We start from the raw sequence: 16157 nt of genomic DNA, 5'->3' as shown, positions 1-16157 counted from the left end.
GCGAGAATGATCGATCGGCTCGGGATCATGGCACTGGCCGCCACCACGGCGCAGCCGCTGCCGGCAAGTACGCAGGTGGTCCATCGCGGCAACAGCTATGATGTGACCTATCACGCGCAGACCCAGGCGCGGCACAAGTCCGTAGGCATGAGCGCCCCCACCCGCCAAGGCAGCGAGCGATGCGAGCGGACGGTCACCGTGGTGGCAGAGCGGCGGATCGCCCTGCCTGGTGCCGACGCCGCTCTCACCCACCGCCTGCCCGGCGCGCGCACTTGGCGCGATTCGACCCCGGGCCATTGCCGCAAGGATGCAAACGCGCAGGCGGCGGTGGCGCAACGGTCCGCCCAGATTGCGCAGTTCCTGGCCGAAGCGATGGAGCGCGATCGCCCCGATGCCCTCGCCGCGATCGAGGCCGCCCACGCCCTTGCCGCGCGGTGAGGTGGGCCATCGCGGCCCTGGCCACCTGCCTTGGCAATGTACCCTTTGCCATGGCCCAGGATGGCGAGACGCCAATCGATGTTGAAGTGGAGGCCGCCAGCGACTGGATGGCGCGCGGCCTAAGCCAGAGTGGCGGCCGGGCCGCACTGCATCTGGCAGGCAACTGGGCTCCGGCCGAGCGGGTTGCCATCGCCGCGGCGGTCACCACCCTGCGCGGCAGCGCGCGCCATGGTGGCAGCACGCTGGGCTTTGTCGTCGCCCCGCGCCTTGCCGGTACGGTGGCGGGCTGGCAGTGGAGTGCGGGCCTGGCTGGCCATGGTTTCAATGGCCGGGGGCGGCTGGCCTATGGCGAAGTGCGCGGCGCCCTGGCCGGCACGCTGGGCCCGGTGCAACTCGCGATCGGCGCAGATTATGCCCCGCCGCAAACAGCGATCGGCGGCGACAATCTCTATCTCCACGCCATGCTCCAGGGCGCGGTGCCCGGCTCGGCCCTGACGCTGCATGCCGGCGGCGGCCATTCCCTTGGCCGGGCCCGGCCGGGGGAAAGCGCCTGGCGCCTGCGCCCGCAGGGCGACTATGCCGACCTGCAGGCCGGCATTGCCCATGTTTCGCGCCGGCTCACGCTGGGGCTGCGCGCCAGTGGCACGATCGGCCAGCGGGTCGCGCCGCTGCCCCAGATGGCAAGTGGACTGCCGGCAAGGCGCGAGGGAACACGCCTTGTTGCCTATCTGCGGCTCAACGCCCTGCCCTAGGCCTAGCGGGCTGGCTCAATCCGTGGCGATGAAGTGATCGGCCAGGGTCTTGGCCGTAAACCCATGGCTGTAGCTTTGCGGATCGAGCGGCAGCATCGTGGCGTTCCAGCGGTTCCAGTCCTGCGTCAGCGCGGCAAAGACATCGGGATGGCGCGCTTTCAGGTTGGCGCGTTCCATGGGATCGGCCTCGACATCGAACAGGAACGTGTTGTCGCCGATTTTCAGGTACTTCCATTGGCCACGCCGGGCCGCCTGCTGATCGTGCAGCTTGTACCGCCAATAGAGCGTGCGTGCCGGCAGGCTGCCACCGGCAATCGCGCTGCGGATGTCGATGCCATCGGGGGCAAAGGCAGGATCGGGCGCGCCGCCGGCGGCGGCCACGAACGTGGGCAGCCAGTCCATCGAGATGATCTGTGCCGTGCTGGTGCTGCCGGGCTGGCTCAGCCCCGGCCAGCGCACGATCGCGGGGATGCGCAAGCCCCCTTCGAGCAATTCGGTCTTGCGCCCGGTGAACGGCCAGGTATCGGCAAAGCGTTCGCCGCCATTGTCGCTGGTGAACACCACCACGGTGTTGTCGGCCTGGCCCGAATCCGCCAAGGCCTTGAGAATGCGCCCGACCTGAAGATCCAGGCGCTGCACCATCGCGGCATAGGTTTTCTGGCTGCCGCCATCGAAGTGCATCAGCGCCTCGGGGTCTTTGGACTGGGCCAGCCGCTTTGATTCGCTGTCGTCGTCCGGGGTTTCCCAAGGCCAGTGCGGCGCGGTGAAATGCAGGCTGAGCAGCCAGGGCTTGCCGATGCCGGCATTGCGCCGCACCGCCGCCACGGCATGATCACCCAAGAGATCGGTCAGGTATCCGGCCTGCTGCACCGGCGTTGCCCCGTCCCACAAATCCGGCCGCCCGCCCGAAGTGGCGTGGGTGTAATAGTCCACCGCGCCGCTGCGGATGCCCCAGAATTCGTCATAGCCGCTCAATCGCGGATCGTAGTCGGGCAGGCTGCCCAGATGCCACTTTCCGATCAGCCCGGTGGCATAGCCGGCCTTGCGCAGCAGCGAAGGCAGCGTGGGTTGGCTGGGTGGCAGGCCGATCGCGCGCTGTGCCAGCGGCTCTTCCAGACCTACCGGCAGGCGATATTGATAGCGCCCGGTAATCAGCGCCACGCGCGTGGCGGTGCACACCGCGCTGTTGGCATAGGCCTGGGTAAAGCGAACGCCCTGCTGCGCCAGTGCATCGATCGCGGGCGTGGCATAATCGCGCCGGCCATAGCACGAGACATCAGCATAGCCCATGTCGTCGGCCATGATATAAAGGAAATTCAGCTTCTTGCCTGTATCGGGCACGGCCAGCGCTGGCGATGCCAGTGCCGCGCCTCCGGCAGCAAGGCCGGCCAGGGCTGCGCGGCGGGAAAGGCGGGATGCGGGCATGACAGGCTCCTTGCAGCACGACGGAAATGACACGGCAGAGGTCAGCCGGACGCCAGCCATTGTCTACAAATTTAATTGAACACCCCCTATAGCCATGCTTGGCTCTGCAATTGCGCCACATGCGAGCCAACTGCGCTTGATCGCGGAGTGCCGCACAGGCCACGTGCCCTGCATGAATGATGTTTCCACCGATGCGACCCTGGCGTGCCGGCGTCTGTACTGGTCCGCACTGCAGGATCGGTGGGACCGCCGCACCCGGCAGGCCGCGGCGTGGCTGGCGGACGAGGCCGGCGTGGTGGATATCGGTTGCGGGCTGATGCCGCTGCGCGACCATCTGCCGGCCGGCACTCGCTATGTACCGGTGGACATTGTCGATCGCGGGCCCGGCACGGTCCTGACCGATCTCAACGCCGATCCGCTGCCCCGTTTTGCCGAACGCGCCGCCGCCATGCTGGGCGTGGTCGAATACGTCACCGATCTACCGCGCCTGTTTGCCCAGTTGCGCCAGTTCGACCGCGTCGTTCTGTCCTACAACCACGCGTCGGTGCAGGATGTGCTGTGGGCCATGCGCCTGCGCCGCAAGGAGGTGATCTGGCTGCATCGCCATGGGCCGGCGCGCTTTGCCCGCCTGCTGGAAGATGCCGGCTGGCACATCGCGCGCCGCCACCGCGTGCGCGTGGGCGAGGCGATGTACGATCTGCGCAGCTGCCCTTGAATGGCAGCCACGTTGCCGCACTGCGGCGCAAAACATAAGCTCGGTTCAAGAATCGCCGGAGCCGCGCTTGCGCCGCGTTCCGCACCTGCTAAGGGGGCGGTAAGTTCAACTCCCCAGGCAAGGCAACAGGACGGCTATGGCGAAGATCAAGGTGAAGAACCCGATCGTCGAGATCGACGGCGACGAGATGACCCGCATCATCTGGGAATGGATCCGCGAACGCCTGATCCTTCCCTACCTCGACCTGGACCTCAAGTATTTCGATCTTTCGGTCGAAAAGCGTGACGAAACCGGCGATCAGATCACGATCGATTCGGCCAACGCCATCAAGCAGTACGGCGTGGGCGTGAAGTGCGCCACGATCACCCCGGACGAAGCCCGCGTCGAAGAATTCGGCCTCAAGAAGATGTGGAAGTCGCCCAACGGCACGATCCGCAACATCCTGGGCGGCGTGGTGTTCCGCGAGCCCATCGTGATCCAGAACGTGCCCCGCCTCGTGCCGGGCTGGACCGACCCGATCGTGGTTGGCCGTCACGCCTTTGGTGACCAGTACAAGGCGACCGACACCCTGATCCCCGGCCCGGGCAAGCTGCGCCTGGTGTTCGACGGCGTGAACGGCGAATCGATCGATCTCGAAGTGTTCGATTTCCCGTCGGCCGGCGTCGCCATGGCGATGTACAACCTTGACGATTCGATCCGCGACTTTGCCCGCGCCAGCTTCAACTATGGTTTGAACCTGGGCTGGCCGGTCTATCTGTCGACCAAGAACACCATCCTCAAGGCCTATGACGGCCGCTTCAAGGACCTGTTCCAGGAAGTGTTCGACAGCGAAGGCTTCAAGGAAAAGTTCGCTGCCGCCGGCATCGAATACCAGCACCGCCTGATCGACGACATGGTCGCTTCCGCGCTCAAGTGGTCGGGCAAGTTCGTGTGGGCCTGCAAGAACTATGACGGTGACGTGCAGTCCGACACCGTCGCGCAGGGCTTCGGCTCGCTCGGCCTGATGACCTCGGTGCTGATGACGCCCGACGGCAAGACCGTGGAAGCCGAAGCGGCCCACGGCACCGTGACGCGCCACTATCGCCAGCACCAGCAGGGCAAGGCGACCAGCACCAACCCGATCGCCTCGATCTTCGCGTGGACGCGCGGCCTGATGTATCGTGGCAAGTTCGACGAAACCCCCGATGTGGTGCGTTTTGCCGAAACGCTGGAGCGCGTGTGCATCGAAACCGTGGAAAGCGGCAAGATGACCAAGGACCTCGCGATCCTCATCGGCCCCGACCAGCCCTGGATGACCACGGAAAAGTTCTTCGAAGCGATCGTGGAAAACCTGGAAAAGGAAATGGCTGCCTGGGCCTGAACCCGCGCCATTTCGCATGAAAAAGAAAGGCTCCGGCGTCTGCCGGGGCCTTTTCTTTTGGGGTGGGAACGTCCTAACAGGAATAAACGCGGTCTTGCGGGGCACAACAGGCGCAAGCAGCCGTGGGCAAGGGGGCCTTGGGCAAAGTGAGTAGCATGACGCAATTGGCACCCGTGGTGGGGATCGCGCTGGCCGTGGTGGCCGTGCTCGCCACGCTTGTGGTGCTGCTGATCGTGCGCCGCCGCCGCGCCGCCGCCCTGGCCGCGCAAGAGGCCGAACTTGTCGAAGAAGCACCGCCCCCACCGCAGCGCCGCCGCAACTTTGGCCCCGGCGCCGGCACCGCCGCCGATCAGGCCGATATGCCAGACGATGGCCCCAGCCTGCCCGCGTTCGTCACCGCTGCCCAGGCAGCCAGTGCCGACTCGCAACCGACCGCGCCATTCGTGGCCGAACCACCCGCCCCGCGCCAGTCGCGTGGGTTGCCCGCCGCCATCGCCGGCGCCTTGGCCCAGGCCGTGGTGTTTCGCCAATCCTTCCCGCCCGCGCCCACCGGGGCGCACAGCTTCTATGGCGGCGTGCCGTTCACCCCGGGGCCTCTGGAGTGGCCGCGCGCTGCCCACACCGACCTGCCGCTGCATTTCCTGTTGCAGGTGGATTGTGCGCAAGTGCCACCCCGCGCACGCCTGGGCGTATTGCCCGGCAGCGGCGCGCTGCTGTTCTTTGCCGATCTCTCTGCCGCGCCCGGCGGCGCCGCCACAACCGAAGGCCGCGTGATCTGGATCGATGATGCCGGCGCGGCCGAATGGACCGAGGCAGAGCCCCCCGCTGATCTGCCGCCGGCCTATGCCGATGCGGCCGCTCAGGCCTGGCCATGGGCCATCGATGCGGCCGACGCGCCACAGGTACTGCCGCGCTGGCCGTTCGCGCCCGCTGTGATCGAACTGACCACGGCGGCACACGATCCGGCCGCGCCGCCGCTGACCTGGCCCGAAAGCGCGGCTACCGCCGATGCCCTGCTTGCCGCGCAGGGCAGCCCGGTGGCGGTTTTTGCCCTCTCGCCCAACGATTTCAGCCTGCGCGACGATGGCCTGATGGATCGGCCCTGGCCCGGTTTCCCGCACGATTGGCTGTCGATCCAGACGCTGGTGGCGATGCTGCTGCGCGAAGCCGGGCGGACCAGCGTGGCTGCCGCCCGCGCGCTCTGGCCCGATCTGGCGGACGAGGATCGGCGCACGCTGCTCGCCCAGATCGAAAGCGAATGTGGCGAATGGCATGCTCTGGCGCGCAACAAGGCGGCCTTTGCCGACGTCACCGCGCCGGTGCGCGACGCGTTCTGGCAATGGTTTTCCAGCTATGCCCCCCTCGCCCGCCTGGTGGCGCCGCGTGGCTGCGTGGCCGCGGTGGAAACCACGCTGCACGCCCTGCCCGGCAGCGCGGCGGCGTTTCCCGATGAACTCGTGGCGCGGCTGGCCTATCGCCATGCGCTGGCGGTGCGCACCGCCGCGCGCGTGCACGCCCGCGTACCTGATCGCCTGCTCGCCGCGCCCTGCGAAACCGAGGCCGATCAATCCGACCGCATCCGCCGCCAGTTGCTGCTGCTGGAACTCTCGGCCGACGAAGCGCTGGGCCACCACCTGGGTGACCACGTCCTGCAGTTCTGGATCACGCCCGAAGACCTTGCCGCGCGACAGTTTGCTACGGTCGAGGTGACCGCGCCCGCCGTCTGAGCCGGTTCCCACCCGGAACGGTGGCGCTTTTGCTGGTCAGCCACACAAACTTACCGTCGCCAGGGGTGGCCAAGCCGGACTCCACCCCCTAGCCTGCGCGGCATGGCAGGCCAGCTTCTTCCCACGTCCGCACTTTCCGATGCCCTGGTGATCCTAGGGGCGGCGGGTATCGTCATTCCCGCCTTTGCGCGCTTTCGCATCACGCCGATCATTGGCTTTATCCTGGTTGGCCTGCTGGTCGGCCCCTATGGCCTGGGCTCGCTGGCGCAGCAGATGCCCTGGCTGCACTACATCACGATATCCAATCCCCACGCGATAGAGCCGTTTGCCGAGTTCGGCATTATCCTGCTGCTGTTCGAGATTGGCCTGGAACTGTCGTTCAATCGCCTGTGGTCGATGCGGCGGCTCGTGTTCGGGCTGGGCGCGATGGAACTGATCGGCTCGGCGCTGCTCGTGGGCCTGGGCCTCATGCTGCTGGGCCAGCCGGTCGCTGGGGCACTCGGCCTGGGCCTGGCGCTGGCGCTTTCCTCCACCGCTCTGGTGCTGCCGATCTCGGGCACGCAGGGGCCGGTTGGCCGGGCCGCGCTGTCGATGTTGCTGTTCGAAGATATCGCGCTGGTGCCGATCATCTTCCTGCTCGGCGCCATGGCCCCGGTGGCAGCGGCCAACGCGCCCAGCCTGGTCGAAACCTTGTGGAAGGGTGGCGCTGTGATCGTGGCGCTGCTGGTATTCGGGCGGTTTGGCCTGCCGCCGCTGTTTGCCCAGGCGGCCAAGACCAAGAGCCCCGAACTGTTCCTGGCCGCCAGCCTGCTGGTGGTGATCGTGGCAGCTCTCGCCACCGGCGCGGCCGGCCTTTCGCCGATCATGGGCGCATTGCTCGCTGGCCTGCTGATCGCCGAGACTGAATACCATGGCGAGGTCGAGGCAATCACCAAGCCGTTCAAGGGCCTGGCGCTGGGCGTGTTCCTGATCACCGTGGGCATGGGGATCGACCTGCGCGTGCTGGCCGCCAATTTCGGCCCGCTGGCGCTGGGCGTGCTGGGCGTGGTCGTGGCCAAGGCCGTGGTGACCGGTCTGCTGCTGTTGTTCTGGGGCAAGGAACGATCGACCGCGATCGAGACCGGCATTCTCATGTCCAGCCCATCGGAAACCACGCTGATCGTTTTGGGCACGGCGGCCCAGGCCCAGTTGATCCAGCCGGCCACCGCGCAGTTCTGGCAGATCGTTACCGCCATTGGCCTCACCATCACGCCGCTGCTGGCCAAAGTGGGCCAGCTGGGCGCCGGCCGCGTGCGCAATCGCGCCCGAGCGGACGAGGTCGCTGTGGAAGAACCCGAAGGCCGTCGCACCGTTATCCTGGGCTTTGGCCGCGTGGGCCGCCTGATTGGGGAGATGCTTGCCGAACATGGCCGCCCCTATCTCGCGCTCGATGCCGAACCGGCCGTGGTCCGCGCCGCGCGCGCCGCCGGGCTGCCGGTGCTGTTCGGCAATATCGACAGTGCCGCGGTGATCGACCGGCTCAATCTGGCTGACGCCAGCGCGGTGATCGTGACCATGGACGAACCGGTGCTGGCCCTGCGCATCGTGCGCAAGCTGCGCACCCTGGCGCCAGAGGTGCCGATCATCGTGCGCGCACGCGATCCCGGCCACGCCGCGCAGCTCTATCGTGCCGGGGCCAGCCACGCCGTGCCTGAAACGCTGGAAAGCTCGCTGCAACTGTCAGAAGCTGTGCTGGTCGACCTGGGCGTGCCAATGGGCCCGGTGATCGCCTCGATCCACGAAAAGCGCGATCAGTTTCGCCAGCAGATCATGGCCGAGGGCGAACTCGCCGCCCCGCCGCGCCTCAAGGCCAGCCGTTTGCGCGAGCGGTGACGGAAGGAAGGTAAGGGCCCCTCCACCACCGCTGCGCGGTGGTCCCCCTCCCCACGGTGTGGGGAGGATCTGGTACGGTCCTCCCCACAAGGTGGGGAGGTGGCAGCCCAAAGGGCTGACGGAGGGGCTGGCGAACAACCAACCCCTCCAGCATGAGAAAATTACCCGGCGAGCACGGCCTTGGCCGCAGCCAGCGCATCGGCCGCCTTGCTGCCATCGGGGCCGCCGCCCTGGGCCATGTCGGGACGGCCGCCGCCGCCCTTGCCGCCCAGCGCTTCCACGCCGGCGCGGACCAGATCGACGGCGCTGACCTTGCCAGCCAGATCCTCGGTTACCGCCGCCGCGATCGAGGCGCGGCCATCGTTGACCGCGACGATCACCGCCACGCCCGAACCGATGCGCTGCTTGGCCTGGTCGAGCAACCCGCGCAGCTCCTTGGGATCGAGCCCGTCGAGCACCTGGCCCGAGAACGTCACGCCGCCCACGCTTTCGTCGGCTGCCTCGGCCTTGGCGCCGCCACCACCCAGGGCCAGCGCCTTCTTGGCTTCGGCCAGTTCGCGCTCCAGCTTGCGCCGTTCCTCGATCAGCGCGGCCACGCGCGCTTCCACGTCATCAGGCGTGGTGCGCAGCAGGCTGGCAGTGTGCTTGAGCGCGTCTTCGCGGCCAATCAGCCACTGCCGCGCGCCTTCGCCGGTCAGCGCCTCGATCCGGCGCACGCCCGAAGACACCGCGCTTTCGCCCACGATGCGGAACACGCCGATATCGCCCAGCGCGCGCACATGCGTGCCGCCGCACAGTTCCACCGAATAGACCTTGTCCATGGTGCGGCCCATCGACAGCACGCGCACTTCGTCGCCGTACTTTTCGCCGAACAGCGCCATGGCACCGGCAGCGATGGCGTCGTCGGGCGTCATCAGACGGGTGCTGACCGTTTCGTTGGCGCGGATTTCGGCGTTCACCTCGGTTTCAATCGCGGCGATATCGTCCGCGCTCAGCGCCGTGGGATGCGAAAAGTCGAACCGCAGGCGGTCGGGCGCCACCAGCGAGCCCTTTTGCGTGACATGCGCGCCCAAACGGTTGCGCAGCGCCTGGTGCAGCAGGTGCGTGGCCGAATGGTTGGCGCGCGTAGCATCGCGGCGCACCACGTCGACCGCCAGTTGCACGGCATCGCCGACGTGGATCGTGCCGGCATCGACCACGGCCTGGTGGGCGTGCAGGCGGCCAAGCGGCTTGGCCGTATCGGTCACCGTCAGCTTGAGGCCATCGGCGCCGGCGATCGTGCCGGCATCGCCCATCTGGCCGCCGCTTTCGCCATAGAACGGCGTCTGGTTGGTCAGCACGGTCACCGTGTCGCCGGCCTGGGCTTCGGTAACTTCAACGCCGTCCTTGACCAGGGCCACGACAACGCCCTCACCGCTCGTGGCGGTGTAGCCGGTGAACTCGGTCGCGCCTTCGCGCTCGGCGATGTCGAACCACACTTCGCTCGATGCCGCCTCGCCCGAACCCTTCCACGCAGCGCGCGCGGCGGCCTTCTGCTGGGCCATGGCCGCGTCAAAGCCTTCGCGATCGACGCTCACGCCACGGGCGCGCAGCGCGTCTTCGGTGAGGTCATAGGGGAAGCCGAACGTGTCATAGAGGCGGAACGCGGTTTCGCCAGGCAGCTTGTCGCCTTCGCCCAGCCCAGCCGAGGCTTCATCGAGCAGGCGCAGGCCGTTCGACAGCGTCTGGCGGAAACGGGTTTCCTCGCGCTGCAGCACTTCCTCGATCAGCGGCTGGGCACGGCCCAGTTCGGGATAGGCCTGGCCCATTTCGGTCACCAGCGAACCCACCAGGCGGTGCATCAGCGGATCCTTGGCGCCCAGGAGATGGGCGTGGCGCATGGCGCGGCGCATGATCCGGCGCAGCACATAGCCGCGTCCTTCGTTCGACGGCAGCACGCCATCGGCCAGCAGGAAGCTGGACGAGCGCAGGTGATCGGCGATCACGCGGTGGCTGGCGGTATGTTCGCCGGTAGCCTTCACGCCGGTCAGGCTTTCCGAGGCGGCGATCAGCGCGCGGAACGTGTCGGTGTCATAGTTGTCGTGCTCGCCCTGGAGCACGGCGGCAATGCGTTCCAGCCCCATGCCGGTATCGATCGAGGGCTTGGGCAGCTCGCCGACGATCTCGCCGGCGGCCTGCTCGAACTGCATGAACACGAGGTTCCAGATTTCGATGAAACGATCGCCGTCCTCGTCCGGGCTGCCCGGAGGGCCACCGGCGATATGCGCGCCATGATCGTAGAAGATTTCCGAGCACGGGCCGCATGGGCCATCATCGCCCATCGCCCAGAAGTTGTCCTTGGTGGCGATGCGGATGATCTTGTCGTCGGGCAGTCCGGCAATCTTGCGCCACAGCGCGGCGGCGTCTTCATCGGTGTGATAGACGGTAACCAGCAGCTTTTCGGCAGGAATGCCCCAAACCTTGGTCAGCAGGGTCCAGGCGTTGGTGATCGCCTGTTCCTTGAAGTAATCGCCGAACGAGAAATTGCCCAGCATTTCGAAGAACGTGTGGTGCCGCGCGGTATAGCCCACGTTATCCAGGTCGTTGTGCTTGCCCCCGGCGCGCACGCACTTCTGCGAAGACGTGGCGCGCGGAATGCTGCGCGTTTCCAGACCCGTGAAGACGTTCTTGAACGGGACCATGCCCGCATTGGTGAACATCAGCGTCGGGTCGTTGTAAGGAACGAGCGGCGCGGATGGCACCACTTCGTGGCCTTGCGAGCCGAAGTATTCCAGGAAGGACCGGCGGATTTCGTTCGTCGAAGTCATGCCCCGCCGATTAGGCGAGGCGTGGCCAAGGAACAAGCGGGATTCATCGCTAACCGTGATCGCATTACGCTTTCGTGGCGGTAACGATCCAGGCGGCTGCGACGAAGGACACCTTTCCATCGCGGGTGTGCGCGGCGATCACCTCGCGCAGCCGCTGCTCGATCCCGGCGCGGTCAGCCTCCGCTGCCTGGCGCAAGGCCGAGGCGGCCGGCCCGATGCGGCGGAACAGGGCCAGGGCCTGCTCGGCGGCGTCGGGCCCCTCGCCTGCCAGATAGTCGAAATCGTGGGGCGTAAAGACCAGGTCTGTCCAGCCCGCCAGCATGGCCCGCACATGATCGGGATCGGCAAAGGCAAACGGGCCTGGAGAAAAGGGGTTGGGAGCATGCGGATCAGCAGGCTGCGCGGGCGGTGGTGCCAAGCCCGCCATGGCGGAGGCCCAGGCATTTTCGGCCGGAGCGCGAAAGCACGAGAACACCAGCCGCGCCCCCGGCGCCGCCACGGTCGCCAGATGGGCAAAGGCGGCGGGCGGATCGGCAAAGAACATCACCCCGTGGCGCGATACCAGCAGATCGGGCGTGAAAGCAGGATCCTGCCACCGGCTGGCATCGGCGATGGCAAAGCGCGCATTGGCGCGGCCGGCCCCACGCTGCTGCGCGGCAGCGATGAGATCAGCCGACAGGTCGATCCCGCATACCGCGCCCTTGGGTCTGGCAGCGGCCAGCGACAAGGCCAGTTCGCCCGCACCGCAACCGATGTCGAGCACCCGATGGCCGGGCATGGCAGCGATCGTTGCCAGCAAGGCCGGGGTCAGCTGCGCAAAGGTGCGATCGGTGCGCTGCCATTCTTCTGCCCAGGCGCGGCCGACGCCGCCCTGCCAATCCATCGCCTGTGTCATGCTGCCGGTATAAACGATCGCCGCGAGCTTGGCGACAGCGGCGCTTGCGTCACGCCCTGATCCTGGCGTTGTCGCCGGGATGAAAGACTTTGCCTGGCCAAAACGCCAGCGGCGCGCCATTCACCTGGAACGACGCGCCGGGAGCAAGGAACGGCAGGGCGTGGCGCGGCAGCCTGCCGCCATCGCGCCCTGCGGATCAGATCAACGCCTGATCAGATATCGTCATCGGCGTCAGGGCCGGCCATCAGGCCTTCGGCCACCTGCTCGGTCCGGCCACGGATCGCCGCTTCCAGGCGATCGCGCAGTTCGGTGTTTTCGCGCAGGAAGTTCTTGGCGTTTTCACGACCCTGGCCGATGCGCACCGAGTCATAGCTGAACCATGCGCCCGACTTTTCAACCAGGCCGGCCTTGACGCCCAGATCGAGGATTTCCCCGATCTTGGAGATGCCTTCGCCATACATGATGTCGAATTCGACCTGCTTGAACGGCGGGGCGACCTTGTTCTTGACGACCTTCACCCGAGTGGTGTTGCCGGTGATTTCGTCGCGATCCTTGATCTGGCCGGTGCGGCGGATATCGAGACGGCACGAAGCATAGAACTTGAGCGCGTTACCGCCGGTGGTGGTTTCCGGGTTGCCGTACATCACGCCGATCTTCATGCGCACCTGGTTGATGAAGATCACCATGCAGCGCGAACGGCTGATCGAACCAGTCAGCTTGCGCAGTGCCTGGCTCATCAGGCGGGCTTGCAGGCCGACGTGGCTGTCGCCCATTTCGCCTTCGATTTCGGCGCGGGGCACCAGCGCGGCGACCGAGTCCACCACGAGGATGTCGATCGCGTTGGAGCGGACCAGCGTATCGACGATTTCCAGCGCCTGCTCGCCCGTGTCGGGCTGCGAGACGATCAGTTCATCGATGTTGACGCCCAGCTTCTTGGCATAGACCGGATCGAGCGCGTGTTCGGCGTCAACGAAGGCGGCCGTGCCGCCGGTCTTCTGGGCCTCGGCAATGGCGTGCAGCGCCAGGGTGGTCTTGCCCGAGCTTTCCGGGCCATAGATTTCGATAATGCGGCCGCGTGGCAGGCCGCCAATGCCCAGCGCGATGTCCAGCCCGAGCGAGCCGGTGGAAATCGCTTCCACCTGCATCGTCTCCTTGGAACCCAGCTTCATCACCGAGCCCTTGCCGAATGCGCGGTCGATCTGGGCCAGTGCGGCGTCTAGCGCCTTCTGACGATCCATGTCCTTTTCTTTGCCTTCCTGAATGAGCTTGAGCTGCGCCGCCATGGCTGCTTCCCCTTGCCTAGAGATGGCTGACACGAACCGTCAACACGCAGAACAATGTACTTATTCTGTTCCAATGGAACAAGAGGGGAACGAAAAATTCTCTCCAGAGCGGAGACAATTCCCGCTGCGCACTGGAAACATGGGGATTTCAGGGACTTTTTCAAGCTCGCCGGCACCGCAAGCCACGCTCGGCATGGCATTTCTTCGGTGTGGGAAAATGCTGCCATCGTGGCGGAATTGGCGACTCAGCTGGCTTGTTCGGCCCGCCCCTCCGTCAGGCCTGCGGCCTGCCACCTCCCCACGATGTGGGGGGGATCTTGAAGGCCCTCCCCACATCGTGGGGAGGGGAAACGCCCGCGCAGCGGGTGGTGGAGGGGCCCTCACTCCCCGCGCAGCACCTGTTCCACCGCCGCCACGATCTGCGCCACCGAAAACGGCTTGGCCAGGAAATGCATGTTGGGGATGTCGATCTCGCGGCGAAGTTGCTCTTCGGCATAGCCTGACATGAACAGCACCGGCAGATCGGGCTTAACCCGGCGGATCTCGCGCGCCATGGCCGGCCCATCCATCGAGGGCATGACTACGTCGGACACCACCAGGTCGATATCCCCGCCAACCGCCATGATGCGCGACAGCGCCTCCAGGCCGTCCTCGCCGTCGGCCGCCGTGGTCACCTCATAGCCCTGGCGGACCAGCGCCCGTTCGGCCACGGCGCGCACGGTGTCCTCGTCCTCTACCAAGAGCACGCGCCCACCACCGGTCCATTGCGTGCGGCGCGTCTCGCCCTTGGGCTTGGCCGCCTCTGCCACCTCGGCCGGATCGGGCACGTGGACGGGCAGATAGATGGTAAAGCGCGTGCCCTTGCCCACCTCGCTATCGGCAAAGATGAAGCCGCCCGATTGCTTGACGATGCCATAGACAGTGGAAAGGCCAAGGCCGGTGCCCTTGCCCTTTTCCTTGGTGGTGAAGAACGGTTCGAAGATCTTGCCGATCTGCGAGGGCTTGATGCCGTGCCCGGTGTCTTCCACCACCAGCGCGGTATAGTCTGCCACCGGCAGGATTTCGCTTTTCATCGCCCGCACGTCATTGGCGCTCACCCGCCGCGTGGCGATGCGCAGGGTGCCGCCGGTCTTGGTATCGGCACCGTTGGCGGTCATCGCATCGCGGGCATTGACGGCAAGGTTGAGCAGTACCTGCTCCAGCTGCACCGGATCGGCGCGCACCAGGCCCAGATCGCGATCGTGCGTCACGTTGAGCTGGATCTTCTCACCCAAGAGGCGCTTGAGCAGGGTGGAAACCTCGGCCACGACATCGGGCAGTTGCAGCACCTCGGGGCGCAGCGTCTGCTGGCGCGAAAAGGCCAGCAATTGCCGGGTGAGCGAGGCCGCGCGGTTGGAATTGGCCTTGATCTGCTGGATATCGTCGTAATCGCTGTCGCCCGGCGTGTGGCGCATCAGGATCAGATCGCAATAGCCGATGATCGCGGTAAGCACATTGTTGAAATCGTGCGCCACGCCGCCGGCGAGCTGGCCCACCGCCTGCATCTTGGTGGCCTGGGCAATCTCGCGCTTGAGGCGGGCTTCCTCGGTCGAATCCTTGAGGCTGAGCAGCACCGCGCCCTCACCCATGCCGCGCACGCCGGCAAGGCTGAGCGAAACCGGCTCTTCGGGCGAGGCGCGCAGGCGCACTGCCACGTCGCCCGCCGTGGGCGCGCCCTGGGTATAGCGGCGCACGGCATCGGCCAGCGCGCCCTTGTCCTCGCGGATCACCAGGTCGGAGGGATAGGGCGGCGGCACGGTATCATCGTGGCCGGCCGCGCGCAGGAACGCGCGATTGGCAAAGAGGAAGCGGCCATCGCGATCGGTCATCGCCAGGCCGAGCGGCAGGCGCGAGAGCAGCGCCTCGATCTGCGGCAGCCCGGCGCGGGCATCACCCAGCGCGCCATCGTTGTCGATGATCAGGAACAGCGAAGGCACCCGCGCCGGATCGGTGCTCGCCACGCCATCGGGATCGGCGATCGGCACGTGGACAAAGCGCACCGGCGTGCCGCGCGCGCCTTCGCGGGCATAGAAGATGCGTTCGGCATCATCGGCCCGGAACCATGAGACGAAATCGCTGCCGCCCACCTGCGCGCCTTCCCCGCCAGCGCGGGTGGCAAAGGCGCGGTTGGCGGCGCGCACCAGGCCATCGGGCATGACCACGGCCGCCTGGATGCCTTCGCGGGCCAGAGCACGGCCGAGCTTTCCGGCAACATGCCCGGCCATGTCGGCAACCAGGTCTGCCTGTTCCAGGGGAATGAACCGACACACCAGGTGATCCTGCCCACGCCCGGCGCGCAAGAGTTCCACCCGCCAGCGCCCCTTGGCCGAGGTGATTTCACCAAGCTGGGCACGGCCATCGCGCCAGGCCGCGCGCACCGCGCCATCGAGCGCTTCGACAGCCGGCCCATCGAGCGGCAGGCGCGGCGGCGCGACATGGCCAAACCACTCCGCAAAGCGGCTGTTGGCGCAGGCAAGGCGGCCGGCCCGGTCCAAAATCGCCAGTGCTTCATCGGGCCGCTCGATCGCGGCAAAGGTCACCGACCAGTCGGGCGCGGCCGGTGCAGTCTCTCCGCGTGCCGGAACGAAGCGCAGCAGCAGGCGCGCCATCAAGACCAGCACGGCAATGCCCACCAGGTAGGCTGCGGCCAGCACGGCATCGCCCGCCAGCAGCCACAGCAGCGCAGCCCCGGCCAGTGCGGCGGCAGCCACCCAGGCCGCATCGCGCCGCCATGCCGGGCCCTTGCCAGCGGCGTGCGGCGCCCCGGACAGATTGTTGCCCCCGTCGATATCGCCCGCTGCGGCCGGCACGCTTGCTCCCTTCACCATGACAGGCAGCATGGGC

At 66.9% G+C, this 16157-nt stretch carries 11 protein-coding genes; 6 read left to right on the top strand and 5 right to left on the bottom strand.

Annotated features, from left to right (window positions below):
* Positions 1–6 precede the first annotated feature (6 nt).
* Positions 7–438, top strand: a complete 432-nt coding sequence (locus SCA01S_RS00285; RefSeq protein WP_062781726.1) for a hypothetical protein — start codon at positions 7–9, stop codon at positions 436–438.
* Positions 435–1190 carry a TorF family putative porin gene (locus SCA01S_RS00280; RefSeq protein ID WP_062781723.1) on the top strand — a complete coding sequence of 252 codons (756 nt, stop codon included), beginning with the start codon at positions 435–437 and terminating at the stop codon, positions 1188–1190. The genes SCA01S_RS00285 and SCA01S_RS00280 overlap by 4 nt, the downstream gene beginning before the upstream one ends.
* A 15-nt stretch (positions 1191–1205) precedes the next feature.
* Here SCA01S_RS00280 and SCA01S_RS00275 read toward each other — a convergent pair whose 3' ends face one another.
* Positions 1206–2615 carry a sulfatase family protein gene (locus tag SCA01S_RS00275; RefSeq protein WP_062781720.1) on the bottom strand — a complete coding sequence of 470 codons (1410 nt, stop codon included), beginning with the start codon at positions 2613–2615 and terminating at the stop codon, positions 1206–1208.
* Positions 2616–2787: 172 nt separating this feature from the next.
* Here SCA01S_RS00275 and SCA01S_RS00270 point away from each other — a divergent pair, with 172 nt between their 5' ends.
* The 4 genes from SCA01S_RS00270 to SCA01S_RS00255 all read left to right on the top strand — a co-directional run bounded on the left by SCA01S_RS00270 (position 2788) and on the right by SCA01S_RS00255 (position 8289).
* Positions 2788–3330, top strand: a complete 543-nt coding sequence (locus tag SCA01S_RS00270; RefSeq protein WP_062781717.1) for a class I SAM-dependent methyltransferase — start codon at positions 2788–2790, stop codon at positions 3328–3330.
* A 136-nt stretch (positions 3331–3466) separates the two neighbouring features.
* Complete coding sequence (locus SCA01S_RS00265; protein ID WP_022675940.1) at positions 3467–4690, top strand: NADP-dependent isocitrate dehydrogenase; 1224 nt, start codon at positions 3467–3469, stop codon at positions 4688–4690.
* Between the two features lie 155 nt (positions 4691–4845).
* Positions 4846–6417 carry a DUF1963 domain-containing protein gene (locus SCA01S_RS00260; protein WP_062781714.1) on the top strand — a complete coding sequence of 524 codons (1572 nt, stop codon included), beginning with the start codon at positions 4846–4848 and terminating at the stop codon, positions 6415–6417.
* Positions 6418–6519: 102 nt separating this feature from the next.
* Positions 6520–8289: a cation:proton antiporter domain-containing protein gene (locus SCA01S_RS00255; RefSeq protein WP_062781711.1), complete on the top strand. Its 1770-nt coding sequence runs from the start codon at positions 6520–6522 to the stop codon at positions 8287–8289.
* Positions 8290–8450: 161 nt separating this feature from the next.
* Here the strand turns inward: SCA01S_RS00255 and alaS are convergent, their stop codons facing one another.
* From alaS to SCA01S_RS00235, 4 genes are all read right to left on the bottom strand, one after another.
* Positions 8451–11096: an alanine--tRNA ligase gene (gene alaS, locus SCA01S_RS00250; protein ID WP_062781708.1), complete on the bottom strand. Its 2646-nt coding sequence runs from the start codon at positions 11094–11096 to the stop codon at positions 8451–8453.
* A gap of 64 nt (positions 11097–11160) precedes the next feature.
* Entirely contained in the window at positions 11161–12111 is a 951-nt protein-coding gene (locus SCA01S_RS00245; protein ID WP_245652390.1) for a class I SAM-dependent methyltransferase, read from the bottom strand.
* Between the two features lie 92 nt (positions 12112–12203).
* Positions 12204–13274: a recombinase RecA gene (gene recA, locus SCA01S_RS00240; RefSeq protein ID WP_022678432.1), complete on the bottom strand. Its 1071-nt coding sequence runs from the start codon at positions 13272–13274 to the stop codon at positions 12204–12206.
* 380 nt (positions 13275–13654) lie between these two features.
* On the bottom strand, positions 13655–16153 hold the full coding sequence (locus SCA01S_RS00235) for a hybrid sensor histidine kinase/response regulator (RefSeq protein ID WP_245652389.1): 2499 nt from the start codon (positions 16151–16153) through the stop codon (positions 13655–13657).
* Positions 16154–16157 lie beyond the last annotated feature (4 nt).

Origin of the sequence: Novosphingobium capsulatum NBRC 12533 (assembly GCF_001598375.1) — a bacterium.
Taxonomy (GTDB): domain Bacteria; phylum Pseudomonadota; class Alphaproteobacteria; order Sphingomonadales; family Sphingomonadaceae; genus Novosphingobium; species Novosphingobium capsulatum.
Note: the sequence above shows the minus strand (reverse complement) of the source record. Positions and strands in the feature narration are given on the sequence as shown.

What these genes read in the sequence shown, in the direction of transcription:
- SCA01S_RS00285 (WP_062781726.1), top strand. Translation starts at nt 7, where the DNA reads ATGATCGATCGGCTCGGGATCATGGCACTGGCCGCCACCACGGCGCAG.
- SCA01S_RS00275 (WP_062781720.1), bottom strand. Translation starts at nt 2,615, where the DNA reads ATGCCCGCATCCCGCCTTTCCCGCCGCGCAGCCCTGGCCGGCCTTGCT.
- SCA01S_RS00270 (WP_062781717.1), top strand. Translation starts at nt 2,788, where the DNA reads ATGAATGATGTTTCCACCGATGCGACCCTGGCGTGCCGGCGTCTGTAC.
- SCA01S_RS00265 (WP_022675940.1), top strand. Translation starts at nt 3,467, where the DNA reads ATGGCGAAGATCAAGGTGAAGAACCCGATCGTCGAGATCGACGGCGAC.
- SCA01S_RS00260 (WP_062781714.1), top strand. Translation starts at nt 4,846, where the DNA reads ATGACGCAATTGGCACCCGTGGTGGGGATCGCGCTGGCCGTGGTGGCC.
- SCA01S_RS00255 (WP_062781711.1), top strand. Translation starts at nt 6,520, where the DNA reads ATGGCAGGCCAGCTTCTTCCCACGTCCGCACTTTCCGATGCCCTGGTG.
- alaS (WP_062781708.1), bottom strand. Translation starts at nt 11,096, where the DNA reads ATGACTTCGACGAACGAAATCCGCCGGTCCTTCCTGGAATACTTCGGC.
- SCA01S_RS00245 (WP_245652390.1), bottom strand. Translation starts at nt 12,111, where the DNA reads ATGGCGCGCCGCTGGCGTTTTGGCCAGGCAAAGTCTTTCATCCCGGCG.
- recA (WP_022678432.1), bottom strand. Translation starts at nt 13,274, where the DNA reads ATGGCGGCGCAGCTCAAGCTCATTCAGGAAGGCAAAGAAAAGGACATG.
- SCA01S_RS00235 (WP_245652389.1), bottom strand. Translation starts at nt 16,153, where the DNA reads ATGCTGCCTGTCATGGTGAAGGGAGCAAGCGTGCCGGCCGCAGCGGGC.